Consider the following 26,416-nt stretch of genomic DNA (forward strand, 5'->3'; position numbering starts at 1 on the left):
GGAGAAAATGATGGATTCAATGATGTCAGATGATGAGGTCAATCGTGAGCTATTAGTTTTTGCCTTAGGCAAAGAAGAATATGGTATTGATATATTAAAAGTGCAGGAAATTCGTGGCTATGACGCGGTAACTAGCATTGCAAACTCGCCAGTATTTATTAAGGGCGTTATCAATCTTCGTGGAAATATTGTCCCGATTGTTGATCTAAGAATTAAATTTGGACTTGGTCATGTCGTTTATGATCAATTTACCGTGGTTATTATTATTAATGTTTCACAAAGAACCATGGGTATTGTGGTTGATGGCGTTTCTGATGTCATGACATTGGCTAGCGACCAATTGCGTAGCGCACCTGAGTTTGGATCGGCACTCGATACCGCCTATATACTAGGTTTAGGTACAGTAGAAAATAGAATGATTATTTTAGTTGATATTGAAAAACTCATGACGAGTGCTGACATGGCGCTTGTTGAAGCCATTGCAGCATAAGGAGATTCCAATGAACAATATGACTTTACGTAAATGCATGGTGTTGGGCTTATCTGTCATTGTATTAGTTTTTATTGCTTTGGCATGTGTAACCTATAGTGCAAGTGTTAAAACAATCGTTAAGACTGATGAATTAAAAAATCAATATCTACCTCATTTGATTCATGGTCAGGAATTAATGAATGAGGTTAATGGTGTTGCCAGACACTTGCGAAATATGCAAATTATTGGTACTGCAACACCCGAAGATAAATTGAAAGCGGATGCTGAATGGGAGCAGGTATTAAAATCTAAGGCGATTATTAATAAAATATTTTCTGAATCAGAAGAAAATGCAAAAATTAATAATGATCAAGAAGCGATTAAATATTTAGCTAAAGTCCAAGAAAAACGAGCTAATTTTTTGGCGGCTCAAGTAAAGTTTAAAGCGCTATTTGATACCGGCGATGCAGCAAGTTCTAGAATTTTTGTGATGGGGGAACTGAGAGAAACTTTTAATGTATACCGTGATGAGATATTGGCTTTTATCAGTATTCAGCAAAAAACGGTATTGGATGATGCCTCTCTTCTCAGCTCAACCTCTGAATCGACAAAATTATTAGTTTTGATTTCTGTGGTTTTGGGTGTGATTTTCGTGTTGGGTGTTGGGTTCTTTCTACTACGTAAAATTAAAAACCAACTTGGGGGGGATTTAGAAATAGTACAACAATTGGTCGATAAAATAGCGAGTGGTGATTTGAATTCAGATATTTTAGTCGCCAATCATGATACATCGAGTTTGATGGCTAAATTGCAACAGTTACAAGTCAAATTACGTGCGGCAGAAGTGGCTCGAATTGAAAATGCACGAGTTAAAACGGCCTTGGATTCGGTATCGACTAGCGTGATGATTGCGGATGCTGATCGCAATATTATTTACTGTAATCGCGCTGTTGAGCGTTTATTGCAAAATGCCGAATCAGACATTAAAAAAGATTTGCCTCAATTTAGTGCACGCAACATCATTGGGGCCAATATCGATGGCTTCCATAAAAACCCAGCACATCAACGCGGCATGTTGGATCGTTTGGCCGGTGAGCATCGAACCAGCATTGTGGTTGGTGGTCGTACATTTGCCTTAATTGTCAATCCAGTGGTCAATGAAAAAGGAGGCCGTGAAGGTTATGTCGTTGAGTGGTTAGATCGCACCGAAGCGCTGGCTGCAGAATTGCGTGAACAACAACTCTCCAATGAAAGTGCGCGAATTTTAGGGGCGCTTGAGGGTACTTCGGCCAATGTGATGCTCGCCGATGTGAATCGGGTGATTGTGTATATGAATAAATCAGTGATTTCGATGTTGTCGGGGGTGCAAAATGATTTGCGTAAAGTCCTGCCATCGTTCGATGTTGCTAAATTAATTGGCACCAATATTGATACATTCCATAAAAATCCAAGTCATCAATCGAGTTTATTGGCCAATTTAACCAGTACCTATATTTCACAAATTACCGTCGCGGGGAAAACATTTAAATTGGTGGCCAGCCCTGTCTTTGCTAAAGATGGCATTACTCGACTCGGCTCGGTCGTTGAGTGGATTGATCGAACGCAAGAGGTGGCGGTTGAGGTCGAGGTGGGTAACTTGGTCGATGCCGCAGTCAATGGTGATTTCACACGACGGGTTGATCCTGCCGGCAAAGAAGGCTTTATGCTGAAATTGGCCGAAGGGATGAATCAGCTGGTTGAGTCCAATGAAGCCGGTTTAACTGATGTGGCGCGCGTCTTGGGGGCTTTAGCGCAGGGCGATTTAACGCAAAAAATCACCGCTGAATATCGTGGTTTATTAGGGCAGCTGAAAGAGGACTGTAATACTACCAGCGAGCGTTTGGCAGAAATTGTCGCCAATATTAAAGAAGCGGCATCCACCATTAATGTGGCATCGCAAGAAATTGCCGCAGGTAATAGCAATTTGTCGAGCCGAACTGAACAGCAGGCAGCAAGCTTGGAAGAAACCGCTTCAAGCATGGAAGAGCTCACCAGTACCGTCAAACAGAATGCCGAAAATGCCCGTCAAGCCAATCAATTGGCCATTGGCGCCTCGGATATCGCGGTGAAAGGCGGCGATGTGGTGGGCCAAGTGGTGTCAACCATGGCCGATATTAATGATTCGGCGAAAAAAATTGTCGACATTATTTCGGTGATTGACGGCATTGCGTTCCAAACCAATATCTTGGCGCTCAATGCCGCGGTTGAAGCCGCAAGAGCGGGTGAGCAAGGGCGGGGTTTTGCGGTAGTGGCATCCGAAGTGCGTAATTTGGCACAGCGCTCGGCCGGGGCTGCTAAAGAAATTAAAACCTTGATTGGCGATTCTGTGCTCAAGGTAGAGGCCGGTTCTAAGTTGGTGGATCAAGCTGGGCATACCATGCAGGATGTGGTTGGTGCGGTGCGCCGTGTGACCGATATCATGAGTGAAATATCGGCGGCGTCTAGCGAGCAAAGCGCTGGGATTGAGCAGGTCAACCAAGCGATTACGCATATGGATGAAAATACCCAGCAAAATGCCGCCTTAGTCGAAGAGGCTGCAGCGGCGGCGGAGAGCCTTGAAGAGCAGGCGGGTAACTTAACTCAAACCGTGGCTATTTTTAAGTTAGGTGCAGAGCAAGCGACGCACCGTCCTGTCGCCGTTCGATCAACTAAAGTGGTTCATTCTGCGCCATCGGCAGCCATTGCGAAACCAAGTAGTAAGGCACCACCACGTTCGGCACCATCTAAATTGGGCGGGGACGATGCGCATTGGGAAGAGTTTTAATTAAATTAAGATGACTGCGCAAGCCAAAGAGGGTTCGCTTCTTTGGCTTGATGTCGATATCTGGCCCAGCCAGTTTATCGCGGGTTGTCTCGTTTTATTCAGTCTGTCTGCTGATGTGCCGCAACGCTTCAGAATGTTTCTTTCTTCTCTCTATTGTCCATTGTGTCTAGAATATTTTGATGGTATTTGCTTCTAGGCTTTGATTCTCAATGGCTTTGATCATATACGTAGGTTTAATTATGGTTTCAAACTCGCCACTTAGTGATCCACATGAATTTACTTATTCGACGGCTGATTTCAATAAAGTGGTGCAATTAATTTATCAGCGCGCCGGTATTCGACTCAATGAGAGTAAGCAGCAAATGGTGTATAGCCGTTTGGCACGGCGCTTGCGTGCACTCAATATGACGTCATTTACACAATATTTAACGCAACTTGAAAAAGATACCGATTCAGAAGAATGGCAGCAATTTACTAATGCATTGACCACGAATTTAACGTCTTTTTTTCGAGAGTCGTATCATTTTGATATGTTGGCGCAGCAAATGAAAAAAAGTGCCGCCAAGCCTTTTCGTATTTGGTGTTCCGCAGCCTCGACAGGGGAAGAGCCTTATTCTTTGGCAATGACTGCGATTGAGGCGTATCAAAATAATCATCCCAATGTTGAAATCGTCGCTTCTGATTTAGATACGCAAGTATTGGCCACAGGGGCAACTGGGATTTATACCTTAGACAAATTAGAAAAATTATCCATGGAGCGAAAGCGAGCCTTTTTTTTAAAAGGAAAAGGCAGTGATGCTGGCAAGGTCCGTGCCAAAACAATATTACGGGAATTGCTTGAGTTTCAGCAGATCAATTTGTTAAATGATGAATGGCCTTTGCAAGGTCGTTTTGATGCTATTTTTTGTCGTAATGTCATGATTTATTTTGATCGGCCAACACAGAAAGTGATTTTAGAAAAAATGGGGCATTTATTAAAACCGGAAGGACTTCTTTATGTTGGCCATTCTGAAAATTTGCAATTTCTATCGGATTATTATGCTTCTTGTGGAAAAACAACGTATCGCTTAACTGAGCGTGCGATTTCGCAATGGGGGCATCGCTAATGTCAACTCATCTTTATGAAGAGGTTTTGGCACCTACATTGTATTTTGATAAAAATTTTGATATTGAAGCGGCCAAAATTCTACCCGGTGAATATTATGTCACCGGCCGTGATATGTTGTTGGTCACCGTGCTAGGTTCATGCGTTGCAGCGTGCATTCGTGACCCCGTAACGGGGATTGGCGGAATGAATCATTTTATGTTACCAGAATCTGCTGAATCAATGGCGACAGTGAATGGTTTATCTACTCGTTATGGCACATATGCCATGGAAATTTTAATTAATCAATTACTCAAGCAGGGTGCCAAAAAAACGCGTTTAGAGGCAAAAGTATTTGGTGGTGGCAATGTGTTACGTGGCTTTACTGTTTCTAATGTGGGCCTAAAAAATTCAGAATTTGTAAAAAGCTTTTTATCTTTAGAGCGCATTCCTATTGTTGCTGAAGATTTATTAGATATCTATCCAAGAAAAGTTTATTTTTTTTCTCAAACGGGGCGAGTTTTAATTCGGAAGTTAAAAGAAGTCCACAATAATACGATTGTTGAACGAGAAAAAAGCTATGGCGCGCGTTTGACACATATTGATGAGGGTGGTGATATTGAGTTGTTTACTTAAAAAATGAATCAACCGTTTTTGTATTGTTGTCCGGCAGAAGGATCAATGACGGCACAGCCGTCGCGCTGAACTCAATGCGTTAGGGAGGCTGTAATGGGGCAAAAAATCCGAGTGATTGTCGTTGATGATTCAGCATTAATGCGCAGCTTATTGAAAGAGGTGATTGATACGGCGCCAGATATGGAATGTGTTGCGGCGGCTCCTGATCCGCTGATCGCGCGAGAAAAAATTAGGGAACTCAATCCAGATGTTATTACACTAGACGTCGAAATGCCGAAAATGGATGGTTTAGATTTTTTGGCGCGTTTAATGCGCTTAAAACCAACACCGGTACTGATGATCTCTTCGTTGACAGAAAAAGGCTCTGAAGTGGCATTGCGCGCGCTTGAATTGGGCGCTGTGGATATTATCGCCAAGCCAAAATTAAATATTGCGCAAGGCATTCAAGATTATGCAGAAGAAATTAGAGAGAAAATTCGCATGGCCGCCAAGGCGAGAGTAAGCACGCTATCGCAGCCGCATATTGCCGCGAACTACACTGCGGATGCGGTATTGTCTAAGACGGTAAGACCACTGATGAAATCCGAAAAATTGATTATTGTGGGGGCTTCAACCGGCGGCACAGAAGCGCTAAAAGAGTTTTTAGTGCCAATGCCTCCGGATGCGCCGGGTATTTTGATTGCGCAGCATATGCCCGAGATGTTTACCAAATCGTTTGCCAATCGTTTAGACACTTTATGTCGAATTACGGTAAAAGAAGCTGAGCATGGCGAACGTGTTTTGCCGGGGCATGCTTATATTGCGCCGGGGCACTCGCATCTTTTGCTGGGTATCTCGGGCGCCAACTATGTGTGTGAGTTGTCGCAAGCGCCGCCAGTGAATCGGCATCGGCCTTCGGTGGACGTGTTATTTCGATCGGCCGCAAATGTCGCTGGGCGTAACTCAATTGGCGTTATTCTGACCGGCATGGGCAAAGATGGCGCAGTGGGCATGCTAGAAATGCGCGAGGCGGGGGCGCATAATTTTGCGCAAGATGAAGCCAGTTGCGTGGTTTTTGGCATGCCCAAAGAAGCGATTGCCGTGGGCGGCGTGAATGAAATTGTTGGTTTGAAAGAGATGGCGCACAAAGTATTGTCATGGTTGGCGAGCAATGGTGGCAAGGCGCTTAGGATTTAAAAAGGAAGGACATGGCTTTACCGGTATTAATTGTGGAAGATGACGATGCCTTACGTGAGGCATTACTCGATACGCTTGAATTAGGAGGATATCCAGCATTGGCCGCCGAGGATGGTTTGGCTGCTTTAGAATTATTAAAAATACATCGGGTCGGTATGGTCATTTCCGACGTACAAATGCAGCCGATGGATGGCGATACCCTTCTGAAAGAAATCAAAGCGCAATATCCTTGGCTACCTGTGATGCTGATGACGGCTTACGGCGTCATTGATCGGGCGGTCTCCGCGCTGCATGCCGGCGCGTGTCATTACTTACCCAAACCCTTTGAACCGGATTTATTGTTGGCGCAAGTAGAAAAATATCGGCTACCCGATATGGAGGGGGATGAGGTGTTGGCAGAGGCGCCCGCGATGCGCCAGCTTATGGCGATTGCTCGCCGAGCCGCCCTGGCCGATGCTTCAATCATGTTGACCGGGGAATCGGGCGTGGGCAAAGAAGTCATGGCGCGCTACATTCATCGGCATAGTCCTCGGGCCAATAAACCATTTATAGCGATTAACTGTGCGGCGATCCCTGAACAGCTACTCGAGTCGACTTTATTTGGCCATGAAAAAGGGGCGTTCACCGGTGCGGCAAGTCATCACATCGGTAAGTTTGAGCAGGCGCAAGGGGGTACTTTATTGCTGGATGAAGTGACCGAAATGCCATTGGCCTTGCAGGCCAAACTCCTTCGCGTGTTACAAGAACGTGAGTTGGAACGCGTCGGTGGCGTGAAATCGATTAGCTTGAATATTCGCATCTTGGCCACCAGCAATCGAGATCTCAGTCTTGAGGTTAAAGCTGGGCGTTTTCGTGAAGATTTATTTTATCGTTTGAATGTTTTTCCTTTGCGTATTCCGGCGCTGCGCGAGCGCTTGGAAGACTTAATTCCTTTGGCACGATCTATGCTTTCTACGTATTCAGTCGCTTATCAGCGCCGTTTGCCTCATTTGACGCCAGCAGCAGAACAAGCACTCAAAGCGCATCGTTGGTTGGGCAATATTCGCGAATTAGACAATGTGATTCAGCGGGCTTTAATTTTGGCCCCAGGGGATGAAATTGCCGTTGAACATTTGTATTTGCCACACGATGCGGCAAATTCTGCCGTTGATGTAGCAGTCGTGCTGCATGCCGATGCCAGCATGGCCTCGGGCAATATGAAAGAGATGGAAAAGAATTTAATTCTTGAAGCATTGAAGTCAACGCAAGGGGTGAGAAAGGCTGCCGCAGAGAAATTGGGAATGAGTGAACGGACTTTGCGCTATAAATTGGCGCAATACCGCGAACAAGACGGCAATTTACCAGTTTGATGCGACAGGGCGCAGTATTTGCTTGCCGCCATCGCCTTGCGCCCCTACAATTTTGCCAAGAAGGATAGGTAGTTATGAGCGTGCAAGGAATAGATCAGGTTCTCGGCGAGTTAAGGTCGATGTCTGCTTTAGCATCTGGTCAGCCAGCAGCAAAAGCAGCCGAAGCGGGAGCACCTGATTTTGCCGAGTTACTAAAACAATCCATCGACCAAGTGAACCAAGTATCGCAAGGCGCACAAGCCCAGCAAGCGGCTTTTCAGTCGGGCGATTCTGACGCGAATTTACAAGATGTGATGGTTTCATTGCAAAAGGCCAGTTTGAGTTTTCAAACCATGGTGCAAGTACGCAATAAGCTAGTGACTGCCTATCAAGAAGTGATGAATATGCAGGTATAAACCTGACACCTTGAAAATCGGTAAGGTATGGCAGAAGCGGGCGTCGCGACAGATAACACCATAGTTAGAGCAGGAAATTTCGGTGGGCTGCGTCAGCGCTTCAGCGAGATGCCTGCTGCGCGTAAAATGTTGGCCATGGTGATGCTGGCCATTATTGTTGCTGGGGTCCTTGGTTCGTTAATGTGGTCACGCGAGCCGGCGTATCGCATTTTATTTACCAATTTGCCAGATAAAGACGGTGGCGCAGTCATTCAGTCTTTGCAGCAGCTCAATATCCCCTACAAGCTCGATGCTGGCATGATTTCAGTTCCAGCAGAAAAAATCTACGATGTTCGGCTCAAACTCGCGGCGCAAGGTTTACCTAAAGCGGCCAATACCGGTTTTGAGTTAATCGACAATCAAAAATTTGGTGTTTCTCAGTTTACTGAGCAAGTCAATTATCAGCGAGCAATCGAAGGTGAGTTAGTTCGCTCGATTGAAAGTATCTCTTCAGTAGAAAAAGCCCGGGTGCATTTGGCAACGCCAAAGCAAACGGTATTTTTGCGTGATCAGCAAAAACCATCGGCGTCGATTGTGCTTACTTTACATCCGGGCCGCGTGCTTGATGGTGGGCAGGTCGCGGGCATTATCCATTTAGTGTCATCGAGTATTCCCGGGATGCCGGTGACCAATGTGACGGTGGTCGATCAAGATGGCAATTTATTATCGCGCTCAGCCGATTTAAATAAGGGCACCTTAGATCAGCGCCAGCTGCAGTATGTCAATACCGTTGAAAGAGGCTTTGTTGAGCGACTAGAAACGATTTTGGCGCCGATTGTCGGTAAAGGCAATGTGCGCGCCGAAGTCACGGCCCAGCTCGATTTTTCTGAAATAGAGCAAACGTCAGAAACGTATCGCCCTAATTCGCCGCCCAATGCCGCTGCGATTCGTAGTTTGCAATCGTTGGAGCAAGCGGGTAAATCGAGCGAAGAGATGGCGATGGGCGTGCCAGGCGCATTATCTAATCAGCCGCCAGGTGCGGCACTCGCGCCGATTACGGCACCCGTTGCTTCTGGTGCGAGCGCCATATTGCCGGCCACACAAAGCAATTCGCGTAAAGAGGCCACGACTAATTTTGAAGTGGATAAAACCATCCAGCATGTGAAGCAGTCAGTGGGGGCTGTTAAGCGCCTTTCTGCAGCGGTGGTGCTCAATTACAAGGCTGGCAAAGATAAAGATGGCAAGTTGTCGTATGTGCCATTCTCGCCGCAAGAAATGCTACAGATTAACAATTTGGTGCGCGAGGCAATTGGTTATAACAAAGAGCGTGGCGACTCGGTGAACGTGGTGAATGCCGCTTTTGCTGAATCGATTCCTTTGGAAGAAAAACCATTACAAGATCGCGCTTTAAGTTATGTGCAAAATAATGGCCCAGACGTCTTAAAAGCGTTGGTGATTTTAGTGGCGGTGATTTATTTACTCTTCTTTATTGTTCGACCGCTGATGAAAGACATCACGCGCTCTCGCGAAGCGGCCCGCACCACCGAGCTTGATTTGGGGGATATGCCGGTCGGCGAGCACTTCTCGCCAGATTCGAAAGGGCCGGCCAGTGAGAGCGAGGACGAGCAGCAAAAAATGTCGGCTTTTGCTGACTTATTGCAGCAAGCTAAAGAGTTGGCTAAAAATGATCCGCGCATGGTCGCAACGATTTTGCGTGAATGGATGATGGTTAATGCGGAGAAATCCGATCCCAATAAAATGTCTTAGGAGTCATCGAGATGGCAGCCAATATAAATGAAGACGGCGTCAATCGTGGAGCCTTATTACTAATGTCTTTGGGTGAGGATTGTGCGGTTGAAATTTTTAAGTTTTTAGGACCGAAAGAAGTTCAAAAAATTGGTTTTGCGATGGCGAATATGAATTCGGTCAAGCGCGAAGATATGGACAAAGTGCTCGGGGATTTCATTGCTTCGACGCAAAATCGCGCCAATTTGGGCGCTGCCGATGAATATATTCGTTCGGTCTTAACCAAGGCTCTGGGTACCGATAAAGCCGCCAATTTGCTCGATCGAATCTTGCAAGGCAATGACAATAACGGCATTGAATCGCTTAAATGGATGGATGCCATTGCGGTGGCTGAATTGATTAAAAACGAACATCCGCAGATTATTGCCACCATCATGGTGCATTTAGAGCCGGATCAATCGTCAGAAATCATGGGGCATTTTGTTGAGCGCTTACGCAATGATGTCTTGCTACGGATTGCAACCTTAGAGGGCGTGCAGCCGGCGGCATTAAAAGAACTGAATGATGTCTTAACGCAGCTTTTGTCAGGCACTGATAAACTGAAAAAAAGTGCCATGGGCGGGGTGCAAATGGCGGCCGATATGCTCAATTTTATGGGCAGCGCGGTGGAAACCTCGGCGGTTGCCAATATTCGTGAATACGATCCTGAACTGGCGCAAAAAATTCAAGACAAAATGTTTACCTTCGACAATGTGTTGGACATTGATGACCGTGGTATCCAGCTCTTGATGCGTGAAGTTCAATCTGATTCTTTGGTGGTCGCGCTCAAAGGCACCAGCCAAGCATTACGCGAAAAAATATTTAAAAATATGTCACAACGCGCGGCAGAAATGTTGCGTGAAGATCTAGAAGCAAAAGGGCCGGTTAAACTTTCTGAAGTCGAAGGCGAGCAAAAAGAAATTCTTAAAATCGTACGTCGCCTGGCCGATGAAGGACAAATTGTATTGGGCGGCGGCGGCGGCGAGGGTTTAGTTGATTAAGGAACACCATGTCAGGACCCCATCGTCGCGTGATTCCACGCGAAGAGCTATCTGAGTTTCAGCTCTGGCAATTTAATTCTCTCCTTGATACCCCCAAGGCCACACCCGCTCCACCTGTAGTTGAAACGCCTGAGGTGATCGAGCCTATATCTGAGCTACTGGCGTCGCCGGAGTTGGCGCCGGAGGCGGCTTTGCCCGATGAGCCGAGCTTGCCGCTACCCACCGCAGAAGAGATCGAAGCCATTCAGCAGCAAGCGCATCATGAAGGTTTTCAAGCGGGTTTAGAGGCGGGACGCTTGGCTGGGGAGGCCGAAACGCAGCAATTGCTGCATTTACTGGGGCATATCACCGAAACCTTAGCGCAGGGCGAGGCACAATTGGCAGAGTCGGTACTCGATTTGGCTTTGCTCGCGGCAAGACAAATGATTTGTGATGAACTAAAAAGTCAGCCCAAGCAATTGCTGGCCCCGATCCGTGAGGCCTTAGCAATGATCCCAACGGCGACCCACCCATCGCGCTTATTTTTGTCGCCCGAAGATTTTGAATTGCTGCACTCGTCGCTACAAATTGAATTGCCTGACGACGTTTGGCGTTTGGTCGCCGATCCCAATTTATTGAGTGGCAGCTGCAAAATTGAAACACCCGCCACGCAGTTGTCTTTTTCTCTGGCGTCGCGCTGGGAAAATATTCTTAGGGTATTGAAACGCAGTGAGCGAACTGATTTAGCTTGGGGGCAATACCCGGCGGAAGAAACGCAGGCGGCACCTGCAGCCCCGCATTTAGAAACGCCACTGCCACCAGTAAGCACGGATCTTGAATCCGTAGCGATCATCGATGCATCGCCATCGCCATCGCCATCGCTATCGCTATCGCCACCGTCACCGTCTTTGGCGCCCGCGGCCGACGCTGAGCTCACTTAGTTTATGAGCACGCCAATTCAATTAATTCAGAGCTATCTCAATGATTGCGGCTCGGCCATTGCTGCGATTCGGCCCTGCCAGCCGCGTGGGCGTTTAACGCGTGTTTCGGGCATGGTGCTCGAAGCGGTTGGTTTGCGGCTGCCGATTGGCGCATCGTGCCAAGTGATGACGCCCAATGGCCATTCAGTCGAAGCGGTGGTGGTGGGTTTTCAAGAAAGTCGGCTTTTTTTAATGCCGATTGCTGAAGTGTATGGCGTTGAGCCCGGCGCGGCAGTGATTCCACTGGAGGATTTTTCCGCGTGGGAGCCCGAATTTGGCAAACCTCGCGTAGCGCAGCGGCGTGTTGAAGATCATGGTCGGCAAGTGCCGGTCGGATGGGGATTACTCAATCGAATTTTAGACGGCTTAGGGCGGCCACTCGACGGCAAAGGACCGCTGCAATTTGAGAGCTATCAGCCCTTATTTGCCCGTCCGTATAACCCCATGGATAGAGAACCTGTCAAGCAAGTGATGGACGTTGGCGTGCGCGCCATTAACGCCATGCTGACGGTTGGGCGCGGGCAACGCTTGGGTTTATTTGCCGGTTCTGGGGTGGGTAAATCGGTGCTGCTTGGCATGATGGCGCGTTACACCAAGGCCGATGTGGTGGTGGTGGGCTTAATCGGTGAGCGGGGCCGAGAGGTTAAAGATTTTATTGAAAACATTCTGGGTGACGAAGGCCGTGCGCGCAGTGTGGTGGTCGCGGCGCCGGCCGATACGCCGCCTTTGCTGCGTTTATATGGTGCCGCTTACGCGACCAGCATTGCCGAGTATTTTCGCGATCAAGGGCAAAATGTACTGCTGATTATGGATTCCTTAACCCGCTATGCGATGGCGCAGCGAGAAATCGCCCTGGCCATTGGTGAGCCCCCCGCAACCAAAGGTTATCCGCCTTCGGTATTTGCGCGTTTACCGCAATTGGTCGAGCGGGCTGGCAATGGTCGGGAGGGTGGCGGCTCAATTACGGCTTTTTATACTGTGTTGTCAGAAGGGGACGATCAGCAAGATCCCATCGCTGACAATGCCCGCGCGATTTTAGATGGTCACTTTGTCTTGTCACGGCAATTGGCGGAATCTGGGCATTATCCGGCGATTGATATCGAAGCGTCTATTTCACGGGTAATGCACGATATTATTAGCCAGCCTGAGTTTGATTTAGTGCGTCAATTTAAGCACTTGTATGCTCGCTATCAGCGTAGCCGCGATTTAATCAGCGTTGGCGCATATGTGCCGGGGTCCGATCCGGTGCTCGATGAAGCGATACGTCGGCATCCCGGTTTTGAAGCTTTTTTGCAACAAGGCATTCACGAACAAGAAAGCTACGAAGGCGCTAGAGTGAAGTTAGCGCAATTATTTGGGATGTGATTGAGTGGCGCAATTTCGTTTTGCTTTTTTATTGCAACTGGCGATTGATCAGCGCGAAGACGCGGCACGGCTGATGCAAGCCGCGCAAGCAGCGTGGTTATTGGCGCGCAATAAGCTTGAGCAAGTGGATGGCTTTCGGCATGAATACCGCGCTCGCTTGGCCAATAGTGCGCAAACCGGCATGTCGATTGGCCAGTGGCGTGATTATCAATTGTTTTTGGCCAAACTCGATGGCGCTGCCGATCAGCAAATCTTTGAAGTGGAACGTTTAGCGTTGGAATATGAACGGCATAAAACGGATTGGCAAAGCTGCGAGCGCAAAGTAAAAGCATTTGAAGCCTTACGCGATCGGCACAATCAAGCTGAATTACGCAAAGAAGGGCAGCAAGAGCAAAAACTGCTCGATGAATTTAATAGCCGTTTAGGGCGATATTAAACGCGCGGCAGTAACAGAAACAACAAAGCCCCACATTGGGGCTTTTGTCATTGCTGGTGTCCCCGACAGGAATCGAACCTGTATCTAGCGCTTAGGAGGCACTGGTACTATCCGTTGTACTACGAGGACTACGGCGGCGATTGTACCGCAAGGGCGGTGCTTCTGCCAGCTGTGATCGGGGGGCTGGATATTGAGTTTGAATCGCTCAAGCCAATGGCAACCGACCGGAGCCGTGCTGACTGGTAGATTGTGATGCTGTTGCCACGACTGTGGCTAAATAATTGACTACCTTGCAGCAAAATGACATTAATCAACGCTATGGGGTGATTGTTGCCCTAGGCTATACGTCAATAGTGTCAGCGCATTCGTTCAGGAGAAATTCATGTCACGCAGTACAAAAATTGTCGCAACCTTAGGCCCTTCGTCCAATGATGTCGCTATCTTGGAACAACTGATTGTGGCTGGAGTGAATATGGTCCGATTGAATTTCTCGCATGGCACCGCACAAGATCATTTAGATCGCGCTGCCTTGGTGCGTGAAATTGCCAAAAAACTCAATCGTCCGATTGCCATTATGGTCGATTTGCAAGGCCCTAAAATTCGCGTCGGTAAGTTTGAAAAAAATAAAATTGAATTAAAAAATGGCGCCAAATTTATCCTTGATGCTGAATGCGAGCTGGGCAATCAAAACACCGTTGGCTTAGATTACAAAGAGCTGCCCAACGATGTAGCAAGCGGGGTGGTGTTGCTGCTCGATGATGGCAAGGTCAAACTGCAAGTGGATCATGTCGAGGGCGCGAAAGTATTCACCACCGTGTTAGTCGGTGGCACGCTCTCAAACAATAAAGGCATTAATCGCCAAGGCGGCGGTTTAACAGCCCCGGCTTTAACCGCCAAAGACATGGACGACATCAAAGTAGCTGCCAAGTTGCGTGCCGATTATGTTGCGGTCTCGTTTCCAAAAAGTGGTGCCGATATGTATATGGCGCGCACCTTGCTCCGAGCTGCGGGCAGTAAGGCATTGCTGATTGCCAAAATTGAACGCACCGAAGCGATTGGTAATTTAGAAGATATTTTGACTGCGTCGGACGGCATTATGGTGGCGCGCGGTGATTTGGCGGTTGAAGTGGGTGATGCAGCAGTACCGGCACTACAAAAGCGCATGATTAAAGCCGCACGCGCGATGAATAAGCTCACCATTACGGCAACGCAAATGATGGAGTCGATGATTTCGAGCCCAGTGCCAACGCGCGCCGAAGTGTCTGATGTGGCCAATGCGGTGTTAGACGGCACCGATGCGGTGATGCTGTCGGCCGAAACGGCGTCGGGTAGTTATCCCGTGGAAACCGTTGAGTCGATGGCGCGGGTGTGTGTTGAGGCCGAAAAATCGCAAGATTATAAAGTCAGCAATGCGGCGCTTTTAGAGGGTGAGTATTCTCGCGTTGATCAAACCATTTCCATGGCGGCTTTGTTTGCGTCGAATCATTTGAATGTCAAAGTGATTGCCGCATTGACGCAATCTGGCTCGTCGGCATTGTGGATGTCTCGCGTAATTAGTGGTGTGCCAATTTATGCCTTAACGCCAGAAGCCGAAACCTACAATCGCTTGTCATTGTTCCGTGACGTAGAGCCGGTGATGCTGTCGCATGACAATACCGATCGTGAATCTTTATTGGTGCGTGCCGAAGTCGAAATGCTGCGCCGTGGCATTGTGCAAGTCGGCGATTTGATTGCCTTTACTTTTGGCGATGTGGTCGGTATGGGCGGCGGCACCAACTGCCTAAAAATCGTTAAAGCCGGCGAAATTAAGCACCGCTAAGGGCTGTAGCTTGAGATTGTGATGGTCTGAGGCGCACCGAGGTGCGCCTCTGTTTTATCGCTTTTATTGTCTGGAAACGCGAATCACGCCCGGGACATCCTTTAGGCGAACAAAGACTTTTTGCAGTTGCTCGTTATCGCGGATTTCAATCGTAAACCGCATTTGTGAACGGGCATCTTTGTTTTGCGTATGCACCGCAGTCACATTGATTTTGTCTCTGACCATCACGTCGGATAAGTCGCGCAACATACTCGCTCGCTCTAGCGTTTCCACCAAAATATCCACTGAAAACACATGCCCCGCTGATTGCCCCCAATCGGCTTTAATCAGTCGCTCTGGCGCTTCAGTCGCTAGTCGTTTGAGTGCGCTGCAATCGGTCCGATGAATCGAAATTCCGCGTCCCTTGGTCACAAAGCCCATCACATGATCGGGCGGAACGGGTTTGCAGCAGCGCGCCAGCATCGTCATTAATTTATCGATGCCTTCGATTAAAATGCCTTCGCCACTTTGATTAGCGCGGGCGGTTTTAACCATGAGCTCAGGTGTTTGGTCGGCGACTTCTTGTGGTGCCAGCGACTCGGCAAAGGCCATCGCTAATGCGCGCAAAGAGCATTCGCCTTGGCCTAGCGCGGCAAATACATCTTCGATTTGCTTATAGCCGAGTTTTTGGGCGATCAGCTCTTGGCTAATATTATTCGCCCCAGCGCGAGACGCTTCTTTATCAAATAAAGTACGACCGGCCTCGATGGCAATATCCAGATGCTGCTGACGTATCCAGTGCCGAATTTTTTGGCTGGCGCGATGGCTTTTAACATAACCTTGATGCAGCCAATCTAAGCTTGGGCCACCTTCTTTGGCGGCTAAAATCTCAACGCGTTGGCCATTTTCCAGTGGCGTGCCCAGCGGCACAATCGCGCCATTGACTTTGGCACCACGGCAACGGTGGCCTAAATCGGTATGCAAATGATAAGCAAAATCGACCGCCGTACTGCCCTTGGGTAGCGAAATGACGCGCCCCGCTGGGGTAAGGACATAAATCGTATCGTCGAATAATTCGGCTTTAAACGCATCGGAAAAATCACTTTCATTGGCTAAATCTTCGCGCCAATCGAGCAATTGGCGTAACCAGGCAATTTTTTCTTCATAGCGTGAATCGCCTTTGCCACCTTCTTTGTAACGCCAGTGAGCCGCCACGCCAAATTCAGCGTGTTCATGCATATCGAACGTGCGAATTTGCACCTCGACCGCTTTATCGGCCGGGCCAATCACCGCCGTATGTAAAGAGCGATAAAAATTGCCTTTGGGCTGGGCGATATAGTCGTCAAACTCACCGGGAATCGGTTGCCAGAGGTTATGCACGATGCCGAGCACCGTATAACAATCTTTAACATCATCCACCAGCACCCGAACGGCGCGAATATCATACAGCTCAGAAAAATCGAGCTTTTTCTGTTGCATCTTTTTCCAGATGCTGTAGATGTGTTTTGGCCGCCCCATTAGGTCAACATGTGTCACACCTGCGAGCGCCAATTCGCTACGTAGTTTACTGATCACATCGCCTATAAAATGCTCACGATCAACGCGGCGTTCATCAAGTAATTTGGCGATTTTTTTATAGGTATCGGTATGCAAATACCGGAAACCTAAATCCTCGAGCTCCCATTTGATTTGCCAAACACCTAAGCGATTGGCCAAGGGCGCGAATAAATCTAAGGTCTCACGGGCAATAATGCGGCGTTGTTCTTCGTTGACATTGGCTAAGCTATGCATGGTTTGCGTGCGCCAAGCGAGCTTAATCAGTACCGCACGAATGTCTTCCACCATCGCCAGCAGCATTTTGCGCTGCGCTTCGACCTGCTGCGCGTAGTCGGCGGCCTTGCCTTGCTGTGGCTGCGCCAATTGGCGTAATTGCCTGACCTTGATAATCCCTTCGACCAAGGCGGTAACGGTACTGCCAAAGCGTTTACTAATTTGCTCGGTGGCATTGCTGAGGGTATCGGGCGCACAAAACAGCAAGGCTGCGATCACTGCATTGGCATCCATGCGTAAATCGGCAACGATGGACGCGCTGGCAACCGCATGAATAAACAAAGACGTTTGTGTATCCGGATTGACTGAGCCTTGGTACAGCTCCGCCGCCCAGTCTAATGCTTCACGTAAACGAATAATATCCTGCGGTGGATAACGCTCAGAAAGCGCAATTAACCAACGGTCAGGATCGGCAGCTTCGGCAATCGATTGGGCTAGAGGACGAGTAACGGCAACCATAATTTTCTACAACGTAAACGAATCATTGAATTTTGCGGCAATAATGCAGTCTGTCATAGCTAAATCATTGGAAAAATAACCGAATGCCTCGAAAATACCTCCGCCGCTGGCTGCCCGACCATGCGGCGATGCTAGACAATCGCTTTTTACGGCGTTTTGCCCCTTGGTTTGAGCATCCCAATTTATTCCATCTCAATCGAAAATCCGTCGCTGGGGGCTTAGCCGTCGGCATGATTGGTGGCCTGATTCCGGGGCCATTGCAGGTGATTACTTCGGCGATTTTATGTTTGATTTTTCGCGTTAATTTACCGGTTGCCATTTTGGGGACTTTCTATACCAACCCACTGACCATTGCGCCAATTTATTGGCTGGCGTATCGCTTGGGAGTTTGGGTGACCGGCAGTAGTGCTGCAGTGCAAATGGTGGTGATGCCCTCGTGGAGTGCATTGTCTTGGAGCGATTGGCTACCGGCAATGTGGACTTGGGTGCAAGCCTTAGGCGCGCCACTCTTGATCGGTTTACCGTTGTTGGCGGCGATTTTGGCGTTGTGTTGTTATGTCGGGGTGCATCTGTTGTGGCGTTTATGGATTTATTGGAGCTGGCATCAGCGACGTAAGCAGCGTTTGAAATAAAGCGTTTGCACTGAGGTTGGGGTATATTCCTGTGGGCTTTATTGGGTAAAGCCCACAGATGAATACCCTTAGTATTTACTGGCAGCGGCTGCGCTGAGTTCATCTTGCAAGCGCTGCAAAAAGTTTAAACGCTCTTGTGAGATCGTTCCTTCGGCAATCGCAGCGTGAATGGCGCAGCCTGGCTCTTGGCGGTGGCGACAATTGTGAAAGCGGCATTGTCCAAGATGGCGCGCCATGTCGGGCATTAAGCGCGGTAAATCTTCAACCCCAATATGCGCCAAACCAAAAGATTGCAAACCGGGTGAGTCGATTAGCTCAGAGGTGGCATTGAGTTTATACAACTGAGCATGCGTGGTGGTGTGTTTACCCGAATCGAGCGCGGTGGAGATTTCTTTTACGCGGGCATTGGCTTCGGGAATCAAGGCATTGGTAATGGTTGATTTTCCCATCCCCGATTGCCCAACCAAGACCGACACTTGGCCTTCTAGCCAAGGCGTGAGCGGGCTTAAATCTTGTTTGGCTGAAATTTCAACCACTGGGTAGCCTAAGCCCGTGTAATACGCCAAACGTTCTCTAGCGGCATCAGCGACTGGCAAATCACACTTATTCAAGCAAATCACTGGGCGTATGCCTTCAGCTTCGGCGGCGATGAGGGCGCGGCTAATCAGCTCATCAGAAAAGCTCGGCTCAGTCGCCACCACAATCACAATCTGCGTGACATTGGCGGCAATCATTTTGCTGCGCCAAGCATCCGAGCGATAGAGCAGGGTTTTACGCTGTAATGCTTTATTGATGACGGCTTGCTCAAGATTGATCACGTCGATATCAACTTGATCGCCACAGGCATAATCGGTTTTTTTGCCTCGGGTTGAGGCGGAAAGACGGCGGCCATCGGCAAGTTCTACGATGTAAACCTTGCCATAGCTAGTCACAATGCGGGCTGTTTCGGTCATGAGGCCTTTGGAAGTGCATCTACGCACGCGGCGCAGATAAAGTCATTACGAGTTAAGCCGTTGGCTGAATGGGTATTCCATGTCAGTTTGCAACGGCTAAAACTCAGTTGGATATCAGGATGATGATTATGCTGGTGGGCAATAAACGCCACTGCATTGGTAAACGCTATCGTTTCATAAAAACTGCGAAAGCGAAACGTTTTTTCTAGGCCGTCATTCACGACAAACCAATCGTCTAGCTCGGTACACAGCATTTCAACCGCCAGCGTATCGAGTTTGGGCGCAGCTTGATTACATGATTCGGTAATTAAAGACATCGCAGAGCTCCAGTGTGGGTTTTCTCTGTTGTAGTCCAAGCTGCTGAATAAGCCCAAACCAAATTACACAGCAAGTCGTTGCAAGGCAGCAATGCGTAAACTGGCTGGCGGATGGCTGTCATAAAACAAGCTGTGCCAAGGATCTGGTGTCAGCGTTGCCGCATTGTCGCGGTAAAGCTTCACCAAGGCATTGATTAAATCAGCGCTGGAGCTTTGGCTGGCCGCAAAAGCATCAGCTTCATATTCATGGCGGCGCGACATCATCGAGCTCAGCGGCGAGAACAAAAAAGTAAACACCGGCAGCACCATAAAAAACAGCAATAAAGCCGCCGCTGTGGATGGCGTAGTCACGCCCAAACCTTGGTAAAACCACAACTGGGTTTTGAGCTGACCCAGTAGCCATAAAAAGCCCAGCATCAGCGCAAAAGTCCAGACGATGCGTTTCACAATATGGCGATGCTTAAAGTGGCCTAATTCATGCGCCAACACCGCTTCGATTTCTGACGGTGATAAATGCTTGAGTAGCGTATCAAAAAACACGATGCGTTTGGATTTACCCAAGCCAGTAAAGTAGGCGTTGCCATGCGATGAACGTTTGCTACCATCCATCACAAATAAGCCATTGGATTGAAAGCCGCAGCGCGTGAGTAGGGCAGTGATCCGTGCTTTTACTTCGCCGTCTTCCATGGGAATAAATTTATTAAATAGCGGCGCGATAAAAGTTGGAAACACCCACATCAACGTCAGCGAAAATCCCAGCCAGGTTAACCAAACCCATAGCCACCAATATTCGCCCATTGCCCCCATCAGCCACAATACCGCTGCAATTAATGGCAGGCCAATCACTGCGCCGATGAGCGTGGTTTTGGCCAGATCGGTGATAAACAGCTTGGCGCTCATTTGGTTAAAACCAAAGCGCGACTCAATCACAAAGGTCGAGACCAAAGAAAACGGCAGCGACAATAGGCTACTGACCACCGCCAAGCTGGCAATTAGCGCAATGCCGTGCCCTAAACTATCGGGGGTAAACCACTGTGCGGTGAGATGGGATAACCACGCAATACCGCCGCCTAGAGTAAACGCCGTCAAGATCATGGCATCAAAAATCGTCGTCATCATCCCAAAGCGCGTTTTGACCACGGTATACGCCGCCGCCCTTTGATGTGAAGCGAGGGTAATCTGTTCGGCAAATTCTGCTGGAACCGCGTTGCTATGTCGTTTTACATGGTTGATATGACGCAGTGCTAACCAAAGCTGTAATAAAACACTCGCCATCAGGGCAAACAGGAAAAGTAGTGAAAATTGTGTAGCGCTAAAAAGGTCTGTCATGAAGTAAAATGATGTTTTTTCTCGGGAATTGCTCAGTATGCCACAAGACCAGAACCGACTCATCTGGGTCGACATGGAAATGACGGGTTTGGAGCCTGAAACCGACCGTGTCATCGAAATTGCCGTGGTCATTACCGACAATGATTTAAATATCGTCGCCGAAGGCCCCGTTTTTGTGATTCACCAAGACGACGCCTTGCTCGACTCAATGGATGAATGGTGTGTTAAAACCCACGGTAATTCGGGTTTGACCGCCAAAGTAAAAGCATCAACCACTACCGAGGCGCAGGCTGAGGCGCAATTGATTGAATTTATTTCGCAATACGTGCCTAAAGGCGCATCGCCATTGTGCGGTAATTCGGTGCATCAAGATCGGCGCTTTTTAGTGAACTACTTGCCGCAATTAGAAAGCTGGTTCCATTACCGCAATCTGGATGTATCTACGCTCAAAGAGCTCTGCAAACGTTGGCAACCAGCGATTGCCAAAGGCTTTAAAAAGCGCGGCGCGCATACCGCTTTGGCAGATATTGTTGAATCGATTGATGAGTTGAAATATTACCGCGAGCACTTTATTCAAGCGCCAGCGGTTGAAGAAGCGTCTTAATTGGATTGCGTCGCCTTAAGCCCGATCTTGGGCTGCGGGGCGATTGAACGGGTGATTTGGGCAAAGCATCGCCCTGCATCCATGGTCAGTACCCGCTGGCATTGACCATTGACCATGGGGCATTGGCTTATTTTTAATTGGCTTATTTTTATGACTGTATTGGGCCCGCATGATGTTTAGTTCTGAAATTGAAGCCTTATCGACCGAACTCGGGCAACGGCTATTGGCGCGCGGTGAAACCGTTGCGACCGCCGAATCTTGCACTGGTGGCTTGATTGCCGCCGCGATTACCGAAATCGCCGGATCGAGTGCCTGGTTTGAGCGCGGTTATATTACCTATGCCAATCAAGCCAAAGTCAGCCTGCTCGATGTACCGCCAGCATTTATTGATGAGCTCGGTGCGGTGAGTGAGCCGGTGGTGGCGGCGATGGCGCAAGGTGCTGCCGATGGCGCGGCGGCGCGTTGGGCGGTGGCGGTCTCTGGGGTGGCTGGGCCAACCGGCGGCAGTGTCGACAAGCCGGTGGGTACGGTGTGGTTTGCATTTGCAACGCCAGAAGGGATTCATACCGAGAAGCAGGTATTTGCTGGAAATCGTTCTGCAGTAAGATCTGCAGCGGTATACCATGCATTATTACGTTTAGTTGCCTTATTAAAACAAGCCACTTAAGCGAGCGCAGGATTCGCTTTTGCAGGAGAGCTGACAATGACAACCATTGTGGTAGTAAAAAAAGACGGGCATTGCGCCATTGCCGCTGATAGTCAGTCGACCTTTGGCGACACGCGTTTAGCCGCGATGGACGATGCGCGCTGGAATAAGATTTTTCAATATGACGATAATTATTTCGCCATTTGCGGTAGCGCCGCACACGATTTGGTTTTGCAATCGGCATTAAAAAAAGTCAAAAAGCTTGATTTTTCTAATCGCGCCGCCATTTTTGAATCATTCCGCAAATTACATCGCAAGTTAAAAGACGATTTTTTTCTGAAAACCGACGAAGAAGACGACGACGCGTATGAATCGAGCCAGATGACGGTGTTGATTGTGAATCGACACGGTATTTTTGGCGTGTATAGCTTGCGCGAAGTGTATGAATTTGAGCGTTTTTGGGCCAGCGGCAGTGGCCGCGACTATGCGATTGGCGCGATGCACGCGGTGTATTCGCAACTGAGTGCCAGCGAAATCGCCAAAGTGGGTGTTGAAACTGGTTGTATGTTTGACGTGGCTTCCAGCTTGCCGATGACGCTGTACTCGGTCGAGATGAATGCGTAACACCCAGATATAAAACCTTGGTCATCCAGAAACTAGCGCAAGACGATTTGAAGACCTTGTTGTGGTGCGTTAGTACGGTCGTTACGGCGCATTCGCTTGAAATGGTGGGGGCTTTGGCTCCCACTTGTTGTTTAAAGCATCTTGCTTGGCAATCGCGTTGATCGCATGTGGTGTTGTTTGTTGGCCTTTACCTAATGACTAAATAAAGAGAATCGAATGAAAGATATTTTAGAGCGTTTCCTATTTGATAAAGCCCCAGTACGCGGTGAGTTGGTTCAGCTTGATGCGACGTACAAAGAAGTTTTACTTCGTCACGACTATCCGCTGGTGCTGCAACGCATTATTGGCGAATTGATGGCGGCCAGTGCTTTGCTGTCGGCGATGCTCAAATTTGACGGCACCTTGATTATGCAAATGCACGGTACCGGTGCGGTGCAATTGATCGTGATTGAATTCACGTCCGATCGCACCATGCGCGCTACCGCCCGCTGGGACGCCGAAAAGATCCAAACTTTTGGCCCCGGCACGTCATTGGCTGAATTACTCGGACGCGGTCGCTTTATGATTACGCTCGATCCAACCGTGGGCGAAGCGTATCAAGGCGTGGTCGGTATGGAACGCGGTCAATCTGTAGCGCAAATTATCGAGCACTATATGAGCGCGTCTGAGCAGCTAGAAACGCGGTTGTGGTTAGCGTGCAGCGATGCAAAAAGCGACAACAAAATGGCCGCTGGTTTGATGTTACAAAAAATGCCAGCTGAAGCCGACGAAACCCAATCGTATGCACATTTGGTGACGCTGGCAGAAACCGTCAAGCCCGAAGAGCTGCTGGAATTACCGGCGCGTGAAGTGCTGTATCGTTTATTTCACGAAGACAGCGTGCGCGTCTTTGACCCCACCACGCCCCGTTTTGCCTGCTCTTGCTCGCGTCACCGCGTTGCCGGCATGATTAAATTGATGGAACGCGATGAAGTCGATGAAGTCTTAGCCGAGCGCGGCAATGTGCATATCGTGTGTGATTTCTGCGGTAAAGAATACGAGTTTGACGCCGTGGATATTGGTGCGCTCTATGCCGATAGCCCAGCCACCGGCTCAGTGCAATAAGGGTATTGCTCGGGTACTTTTGTTGGCTAAGTACTTGAAGTGAATACTGCTGATATTTTCACTCTGTTTTAACTTGGTGTTTATGCTGTGCCGCGCTCGTTGGTCTGGGGCTTAATCACCCGTCCAAGCGCACCGAGTGCGAAGCGAGACAAACAGTTTTATCGTTTGGCTTGCGACAATCGAGGGCACAGCGGAGCTGGGCGCGCTCGGGTCGCCTTTCTTTCCCCCTCTTTCTTTGGCGAGTCAAAGAAAGAGGGTCCCCGTCGCGGACTGCGACTGTAAATAAACGTGCCGAAGGCACTTAAAACCATCAATCCCTTATCCATGTAGCACCTTGCGGTACTGCTGTAGTGGCTAGGCGACGCAGCGGGTAAGTCAATGTGTCTATCATCGTATCAATGAATAAGCCCAAGTGATACTGCATCACTTGGGCTTTTTGTTTGGGCGAGAGTACGGCTTTTAAATCACGCTCACCTTAGCAGCACCCGCTTGCAAGCGACCAATCACGGCCGCTTGGGCAAAGCCTTGTGCTTGAAATAAAGCCATGACTTCGTCGGCGGCGTCGGCGGAGCAGGCCACTAATAAGCCGCCTGAGGTTTGTGCATCGGCCATGATGCGTTGCTGCCAATCGGCAACGCTGGCAGCAAATTCAACATCGGGACCAAAGCTGGCTAAATTGCGTTCAATCGCGCCGGGGCCAATGCCTTGCTGGGCAAAACCAACGGCGGCCGACAATAGCGGCAAATCGTCAGCACTAATTTGTGCGGTCAGCTGGGCGCCACGGCAAACCTCTAATACATGGCCAAGTAGACCAAAGCCGGTGACATCGGTTAGCGCGTGCACGCCAGTCAGTTTGGCTAAATCACAGCCGACTTTATTCAGTTGAGTCGTGGTATCAATTAGTTGCTGATAGCCCGCAGCATCGAGCAGCCCTTTTTTCATTGCGGTACCCAAAATACCGATGCCCAAGGGCTTGCCTAAAATCAGTACGTCATCAGCTTGGGCGTCGCTGTTTTTTTTCAGCTGTTTAGGGTGCACCAAACCCATGGCGACTAAACCATAAATCGGCTCTGGCGCATCAATCGAGTGCCCGCCCGCAATCGGGATACCAGCAGCGGCGCACACAGCAGCGCCGCCAGCCAAGATTTGTTGGATATCTTCAATCGGCAAGATATTGACGGGCATGCCGACAATCGCTAAGGCCATAATCGGCGTGCCGCCCATGGCATAAATATCCGAGATCGCATTGGTGGCGGCGATGCGGCCAAAGTCGAATGCATCATCGACAATCGGCATAAAAAAATCAGTGGTTGCCACCAAAGCTTGCTCGTCGTTGAGCCAATACACTGCCGCATCATCGGCGGTTTCGGTGCCGACCAAGAGCTTGGGAAACATCGCCGCAGTGGGTAGTTTGGACAGCATTTCAGATAACACGGCCGGCGCTATTTTGCAGCCGCAACCACCACCGTGCGATAAAGTTGTTAATTTTGTGCTCATTACCACCCCTAAGTCAGAAACCAATGGCCCAAGATAGCAGCCCTGTCGCGCTTTGGCGAGAGGGCATCGGGATGAATTTAGCCACGGCTGCCGTGTAGGTGGGATAATCCACCGATTGAGTGGATAAGGTGAAAAAACGTGAGAAAAATGTTATCGACCTTGGCCGATCTAAACCAATTTGACGAAGTGATCGACGTTCGCACGCCGCTAGAGTTTGCCATCGACCATATTCCCGGCGCGATTAATGCGCCAGTGCTGAGTAATGAAGAGCGGGTGATTGTCGGCACGCTGTATAAGCAAGACCCGTTTGCCGCGACCAAACTCGGCGCGGGACTGGTTGCCAGCAATATTGGTCTACACCTTGCCACTACGTTTAAAGACAAGCCTAGAAACTGGAAACCGTTGATTTATTGCTGGCGCGGCGGCAAACGCTCGGGCTCAATGGCCACGTGTTTAAATTTGATCGGTTGGAAAGCCGGGCAATTGCAAGGCGGTTATAAAGCCTATCGTACCGATGTATTGCTCCAGCTGGCGGCGCTGCCCGCCGCATCGCGTTTTATTGTTTTGGCCGGACGCACCGGTTGCGGTAAAACGCGGCTCTTAACCGCCTTAGCCCAAGCGGGCGCGCAGACGCTGGATTTAGAAGGGCTGGCGCAGCACCGCGGCTCAGTGCTCGGCGCGAGCCCAAGCAGCGCGCAGCCGTCACAAAAATTGTTTGATAGCCTATTAACGCGCCAGCTGGCCTTGTTTGATCCGAGTCGTCCGGTATTTGTCGAGGCAGAAAGCAAACGCATTGGCTTAATCCATTTGCCCGCCAGCTTGATGTTGGCGATTCGCGCCGCCGATTGCATTCAGATTGAAGCGAGCGTTGACGATCGAATTCGATTCTTGTGCGACGACTACCGACATTTGTTTAACGACCCCGCCAATTTTAAAAGCAAACTGGCCCGATTGGTCGAAATGCACGGTAAAGCCGTCCTTGCGGACTGGAATGCGCTGATTGACGAAGGGAAAGACATCGAGTTATCTAGCGAGCTGATTCATAAACACTACGATCCAGCGTATACGCGCAGTAGCCAAAATAACTACCTAAGAATGGATCAAGCTCGAACATTAACCATTGATCCATCTGGCGATTTAAGCCACAGCGCTAAGCAATTACTGCACGAGCTTGGCGGGTGAG

24 protein-coding genes and 1 tRNA gene are annotated in these 26,416 nt (G+C 49.1%); 19 read left to right on the plus strand and 6 right to left on the minus strand.

Annotated features, from left to right (window positions below; genetic code table 11):
- The first annotated feature begins 7 nt into the window (after nt 1-7).
- The 12 genes from Q0V82_RS00070 (at nt 8) to fliJ (ending at nt 13,440) form a co-directional block, all read left to right on the plus strand.
- On the plus strand, nt 8-490 hold the full coding sequence (locus Q0V82_RS00070) for a chemotaxis protein CheW (RefSeq protein ID WP_297571655.1): 483 nt from the start codon (nt 8-10) through the stop codon (nt 488-490).
- A gap of 10 nt (nt 491-500) precedes the next feature.
- Entirely contained in the window at nt 501-3,275 is a 2,775-nt protein-coding gene (locus Q0V82_RS16540) for a methyl-accepting chemotaxis protein (protein ID WP_374758505.1), read from the plus strand.
- A gap of 209 nt (nt 3,276-3,484) precedes the next feature.
- Nucleotides 3,485-4,381, plus strand: coding sequence for a CheR family methyltransferase (locus Q0V82_RS00085; protein ID WP_297571656.1), 897 nt, complete (start codon nt 3,485-3,487; stop codon nt 4,379-4,381).
- Nucleotides 4,381-4,995 (plus strand): chemoreceptor glutamine deamidase CheD, encoded by a 615-nt coding sequence (cheD, locus tag Q0V82_RS00090; RefSeq protein ID WP_297571657.1) that lies wholly within the window; start codon nt 4,381-4,383, stop codon nt 4,993-4,995. Before Q0V82_RS00085 ends, cheD begins: the two co-directional genes overlap by 1 nt.
- 93 nt (nt 4,996-5,088) lie before the next feature.
- The gene (locus Q0V82_RS00095; RefSeq protein ID WP_297571658.1) at nt 5,089-6,171 is read left to right on the plus strand and encodes a chemotaxis response regulator protein-glutamate methylesterase; all 1,083 of its coding nucleotides are present in this window, start codon (nt 5,089-5,091) and stop codon (nt 6,169-6,171) included.
- 11 nt (nt 6,172-6,182) lie between these two features.
- On the plus strand, nt 6,183-7,520 hold the full coding sequence (locus Q0V82_RS00100; RefSeq protein WP_297571661.1) for a sigma-54 dependent transcriptional regulator: 1,338 nt from the start codon (nt 6,183-6,185) through the stop codon (nt 7,518-7,520).
- 119 nt (nt 7,521-7,639) lie between these two features.
- Nucleotides 7,640-7,915: a flagellar hook-basal body complex protein FliE gene (gene fliE, locus Q0V82_RS00105; protein ID WP_297571663.1), complete on the plus strand. Its 276-nt coding sequence runs from the start codon at nt 7,640-7,642 to the stop codon at nt 7,913-7,915.
- A gap of 27 nt (nt 7,916-7,942) precedes the next feature.
- Nucleotides 7,943-9,661, plus strand: coding sequence for a flagellar basal-body MS-ring/collar protein FliF (gene fliF, locus Q0V82_RS00110; RefSeq protein WP_297571665.1), 1,719 nt, complete (start codon nt 7,943-7,945; stop codon nt 9,659-9,661).
- Between the two features lie 11 nt (nt 9,662-9,672).
- Entirely contained in the window at nt 9,673-10,680 is a 1,008-nt protein-coding gene (gene fliG / locus Q0V82_RS00115; protein ID WP_297571667.1) for a flagellar motor switch protein FliG, read from the plus strand.
- Between the two features lie 8 nt (nt 10,681-10,688).
- A complete protein-coding gene (locus tag Q0V82_RS00120) occupies nt 10,689-11,600 on the plus strand; it encodes a flagellar assembly protein FliH (protein WP_297571669.1) in 912 nt (303 codons plus the stop codon).
- A 3-nt stretch (nt 11,601-11,603) separates the two neighbouring features.
- A complete protein-coding gene (fliI, locus tag Q0V82_RS00125; RefSeq protein WP_297571671.1) occupies nt 11,604-13,004 on the plus strand; it encodes a flagellar protein export ATPase FliI in 1,401 nt (466 codons plus the stop codon).
- Between the two features lie 4 nt (nt 13,005-13,008).
- Nucleotides 13,009-13,440, plus strand: a complete 432-nt coding sequence (gene fliJ, locus Q0V82_RS00130; protein ID WP_226763974.1) for a flagellar export protein FliJ — start codon at nt 13,009-13,011, stop codon at nt 13,438-13,440.
- A gap of 54 nt (nt 13,441-13,494) precedes the next feature.
- Here fliJ and Q0V82_RS00135 read toward each other — a convergent pair.
- Nucleotides 13,495-13,569, minus strand: a tRNA-Arg gene (locus Q0V82_RS00135).
- A gap of 253 nt (nt 13,570-13,822) precedes the next feature.
- Between Q0V82_RS00135 and pyk the strand changes: the two genes are divergently transcribed.
- A complete protein-coding gene (gene pyk / locus Q0V82_RS00140; protein WP_297571677.1) occupies nt 13,823-15,259 on the plus strand; it encodes a pyruvate kinase in 1,437 nt (478 codons plus the stop codon).
- 63 nt (nt 15,260-15,322) lie between these two features.
- On the opposite strand, the gene Q0V82_RS00145 is transcribed toward pyk, so the two are convergent.
- Nucleotides 15,323-17,527 carry a bifunctional (p)ppGpp synthetase/guanosine-3',5'-bis(diphosphate) 3'-pyrophosphohydrolase gene (locus Q0V82_RS00145; RefSeq protein WP_297571679.1) on the minus strand — a complete coding sequence of 735 codons (2,205 nt, stop codon included), beginning with the start codon at nt 17,525-17,527 and terminating at the stop codon, nt 15,323-15,325.
- An 83-nt stretch (nt 17,528-17,610) separates the two neighbouring features.
- Here Q0V82_RS00145 and Q0V82_RS00150 point away from each other — a divergent pair, with 83 nt between their 5' ends.
- Nucleotides 17,611-18,159, plus strand: coding sequence for a DUF2062 domain-containing protein (locus Q0V82_RS00150; protein WP_297571681.1), 549 nt, complete (start codon nt 17,611-17,613; stop codon nt 18,157-18,159).
- Nucleotides 18,160-18,227: 68 nt separating this feature from the next.
- Here Q0V82_RS00150 and rsgA read toward each other — a convergent pair whose 3' ends face one another.
- The 3 genes from rsgA to Q0V82_RS00165 all read right to left on the minus strand — a co-directional run bounded on the left by rsgA (nt 18,228) and on the right by Q0V82_RS00165 (nt 20,704).
- A complete protein-coding gene (gene rsgA / locus Q0V82_RS00155; protein WP_297571684.1) occupies nt 18,228-19,112 on the minus strand; it encodes a ribosome small subunit-dependent GTPase A in 885 nt (294 codons plus the stop codon).
- Complete coding sequence (locus Q0V82_RS00160) at nt 19,109-19,429, minus strand: 4a-hydroxytetrahydrobiopterin dehydratase (protein ID WP_297571687.1); 321 nt, start codon at nt 19,427-19,429, stop codon at nt 19,109-19,111. Before Q0V82_RS00160 ends, rsgA begins: the two co-directional genes overlap by 4 nt.
- A gap of 63 nt (nt 19,430-19,492) precedes the next feature.
- Nucleotides 19,493-20,704 (minus strand): M48 family metallopeptidase, encoded by a 1,212-nt coding sequence (locus tag Q0V82_RS00165; protein ID WP_297571690.1) that lies wholly within the window; start codon nt 20,702-20,704, stop codon nt 19,493-19,495.
- Between the two features lie 91 nt (nt 20,705-20,795).
- On the opposite strand from Q0V82_RS00165, the gene orn reads away from it, so the two are divergent.
- The 4 genes from orn to hslO all read left to right on the plus strand — a co-directional run bounded on the left by orn (nt 20,796) and on the right by hslO (nt 23,736).
- Nucleotides 20,796-21,362: an oligoribonuclease gene (gene orn / locus Q0V82_RS00170; RefSeq protein WP_297571693.1), complete on the plus strand. Its 567-nt coding sequence runs from the start codon at nt 20,796-20,798 to the stop codon at nt 21,360-21,362.
- A 169-nt stretch (nt 21,363-21,531) separates the two neighbouring features.
- Complete coding sequence (locus Q0V82_RS00175) at nt 21,532-22,029, plus strand: nicotinamide-nucleotide amidohydrolase family protein (protein WP_308445207.1); 498 nt, start codon at nt 21,532-21,534, stop codon at nt 22,027-22,029.
- Between the two features lie 36 nt (nt 22,030-22,065).
- The gene (locus Q0V82_RS00180) at nt 22,066-22,632 is read left to right on the plus strand and encodes an MFS transporter (protein ID WP_297571696.1); all 567 of its coding nucleotides are present in this window, start codon (nt 22,066-22,068) and stop codon (nt 22,630-22,632) included.
- A 216-nt stretch (nt 22,633-22,848) separates the two neighbouring features.
- The gene (gene hslO, locus Q0V82_RS00185) at nt 22,849-23,736 is read left to right on the plus strand and encodes an Hsp33 family molecular chaperone HslO (RefSeq protein ID WP_297571699.1); all 888 of its coding nucleotides are present in this window, start codon (nt 22,849-22,851) and stop codon (nt 23,734-23,736) included.
- A gap of 459 nt (nt 23,737-24,195) precedes the next feature.
- Here the strand turns inward: hslO and selD are convergent, their stop codons facing one another.
- Entirely contained in the window at nt 24,196-25,233 is a 1,038-nt protein-coding gene (gene selD, locus Q0V82_RS00190) for a selenide, water dikinase SelD (RefSeq protein WP_297571702.1), read from the minus strand.
- A gap of 147 nt (nt 25,234-25,380) precedes the next feature.
- Between selD and mnmH the strand changes: the two genes are divergently transcribed.
- Complete coding sequence (mnmH, locus tag Q0V82_RS00195) at nt 25,381-26,415, plus strand: tRNA 2-selenouridine(34) synthase MnmH (protein ID WP_297572009.1); 1,035 nt, start codon at nt 25,381-25,383, stop codon at nt 26,413-26,415.
- Nucleotide 26,416: the final 1 nt, after the last annotated feature.

This window comes from uncultured Deefgea sp. (assembly GCF_947072475.1).
Taxonomy (GTDB): Bacteria; Pseudomonadota; Gammaproteobacteria; order Burkholderiales; family Chitinibacteraceae; genus Deefgea.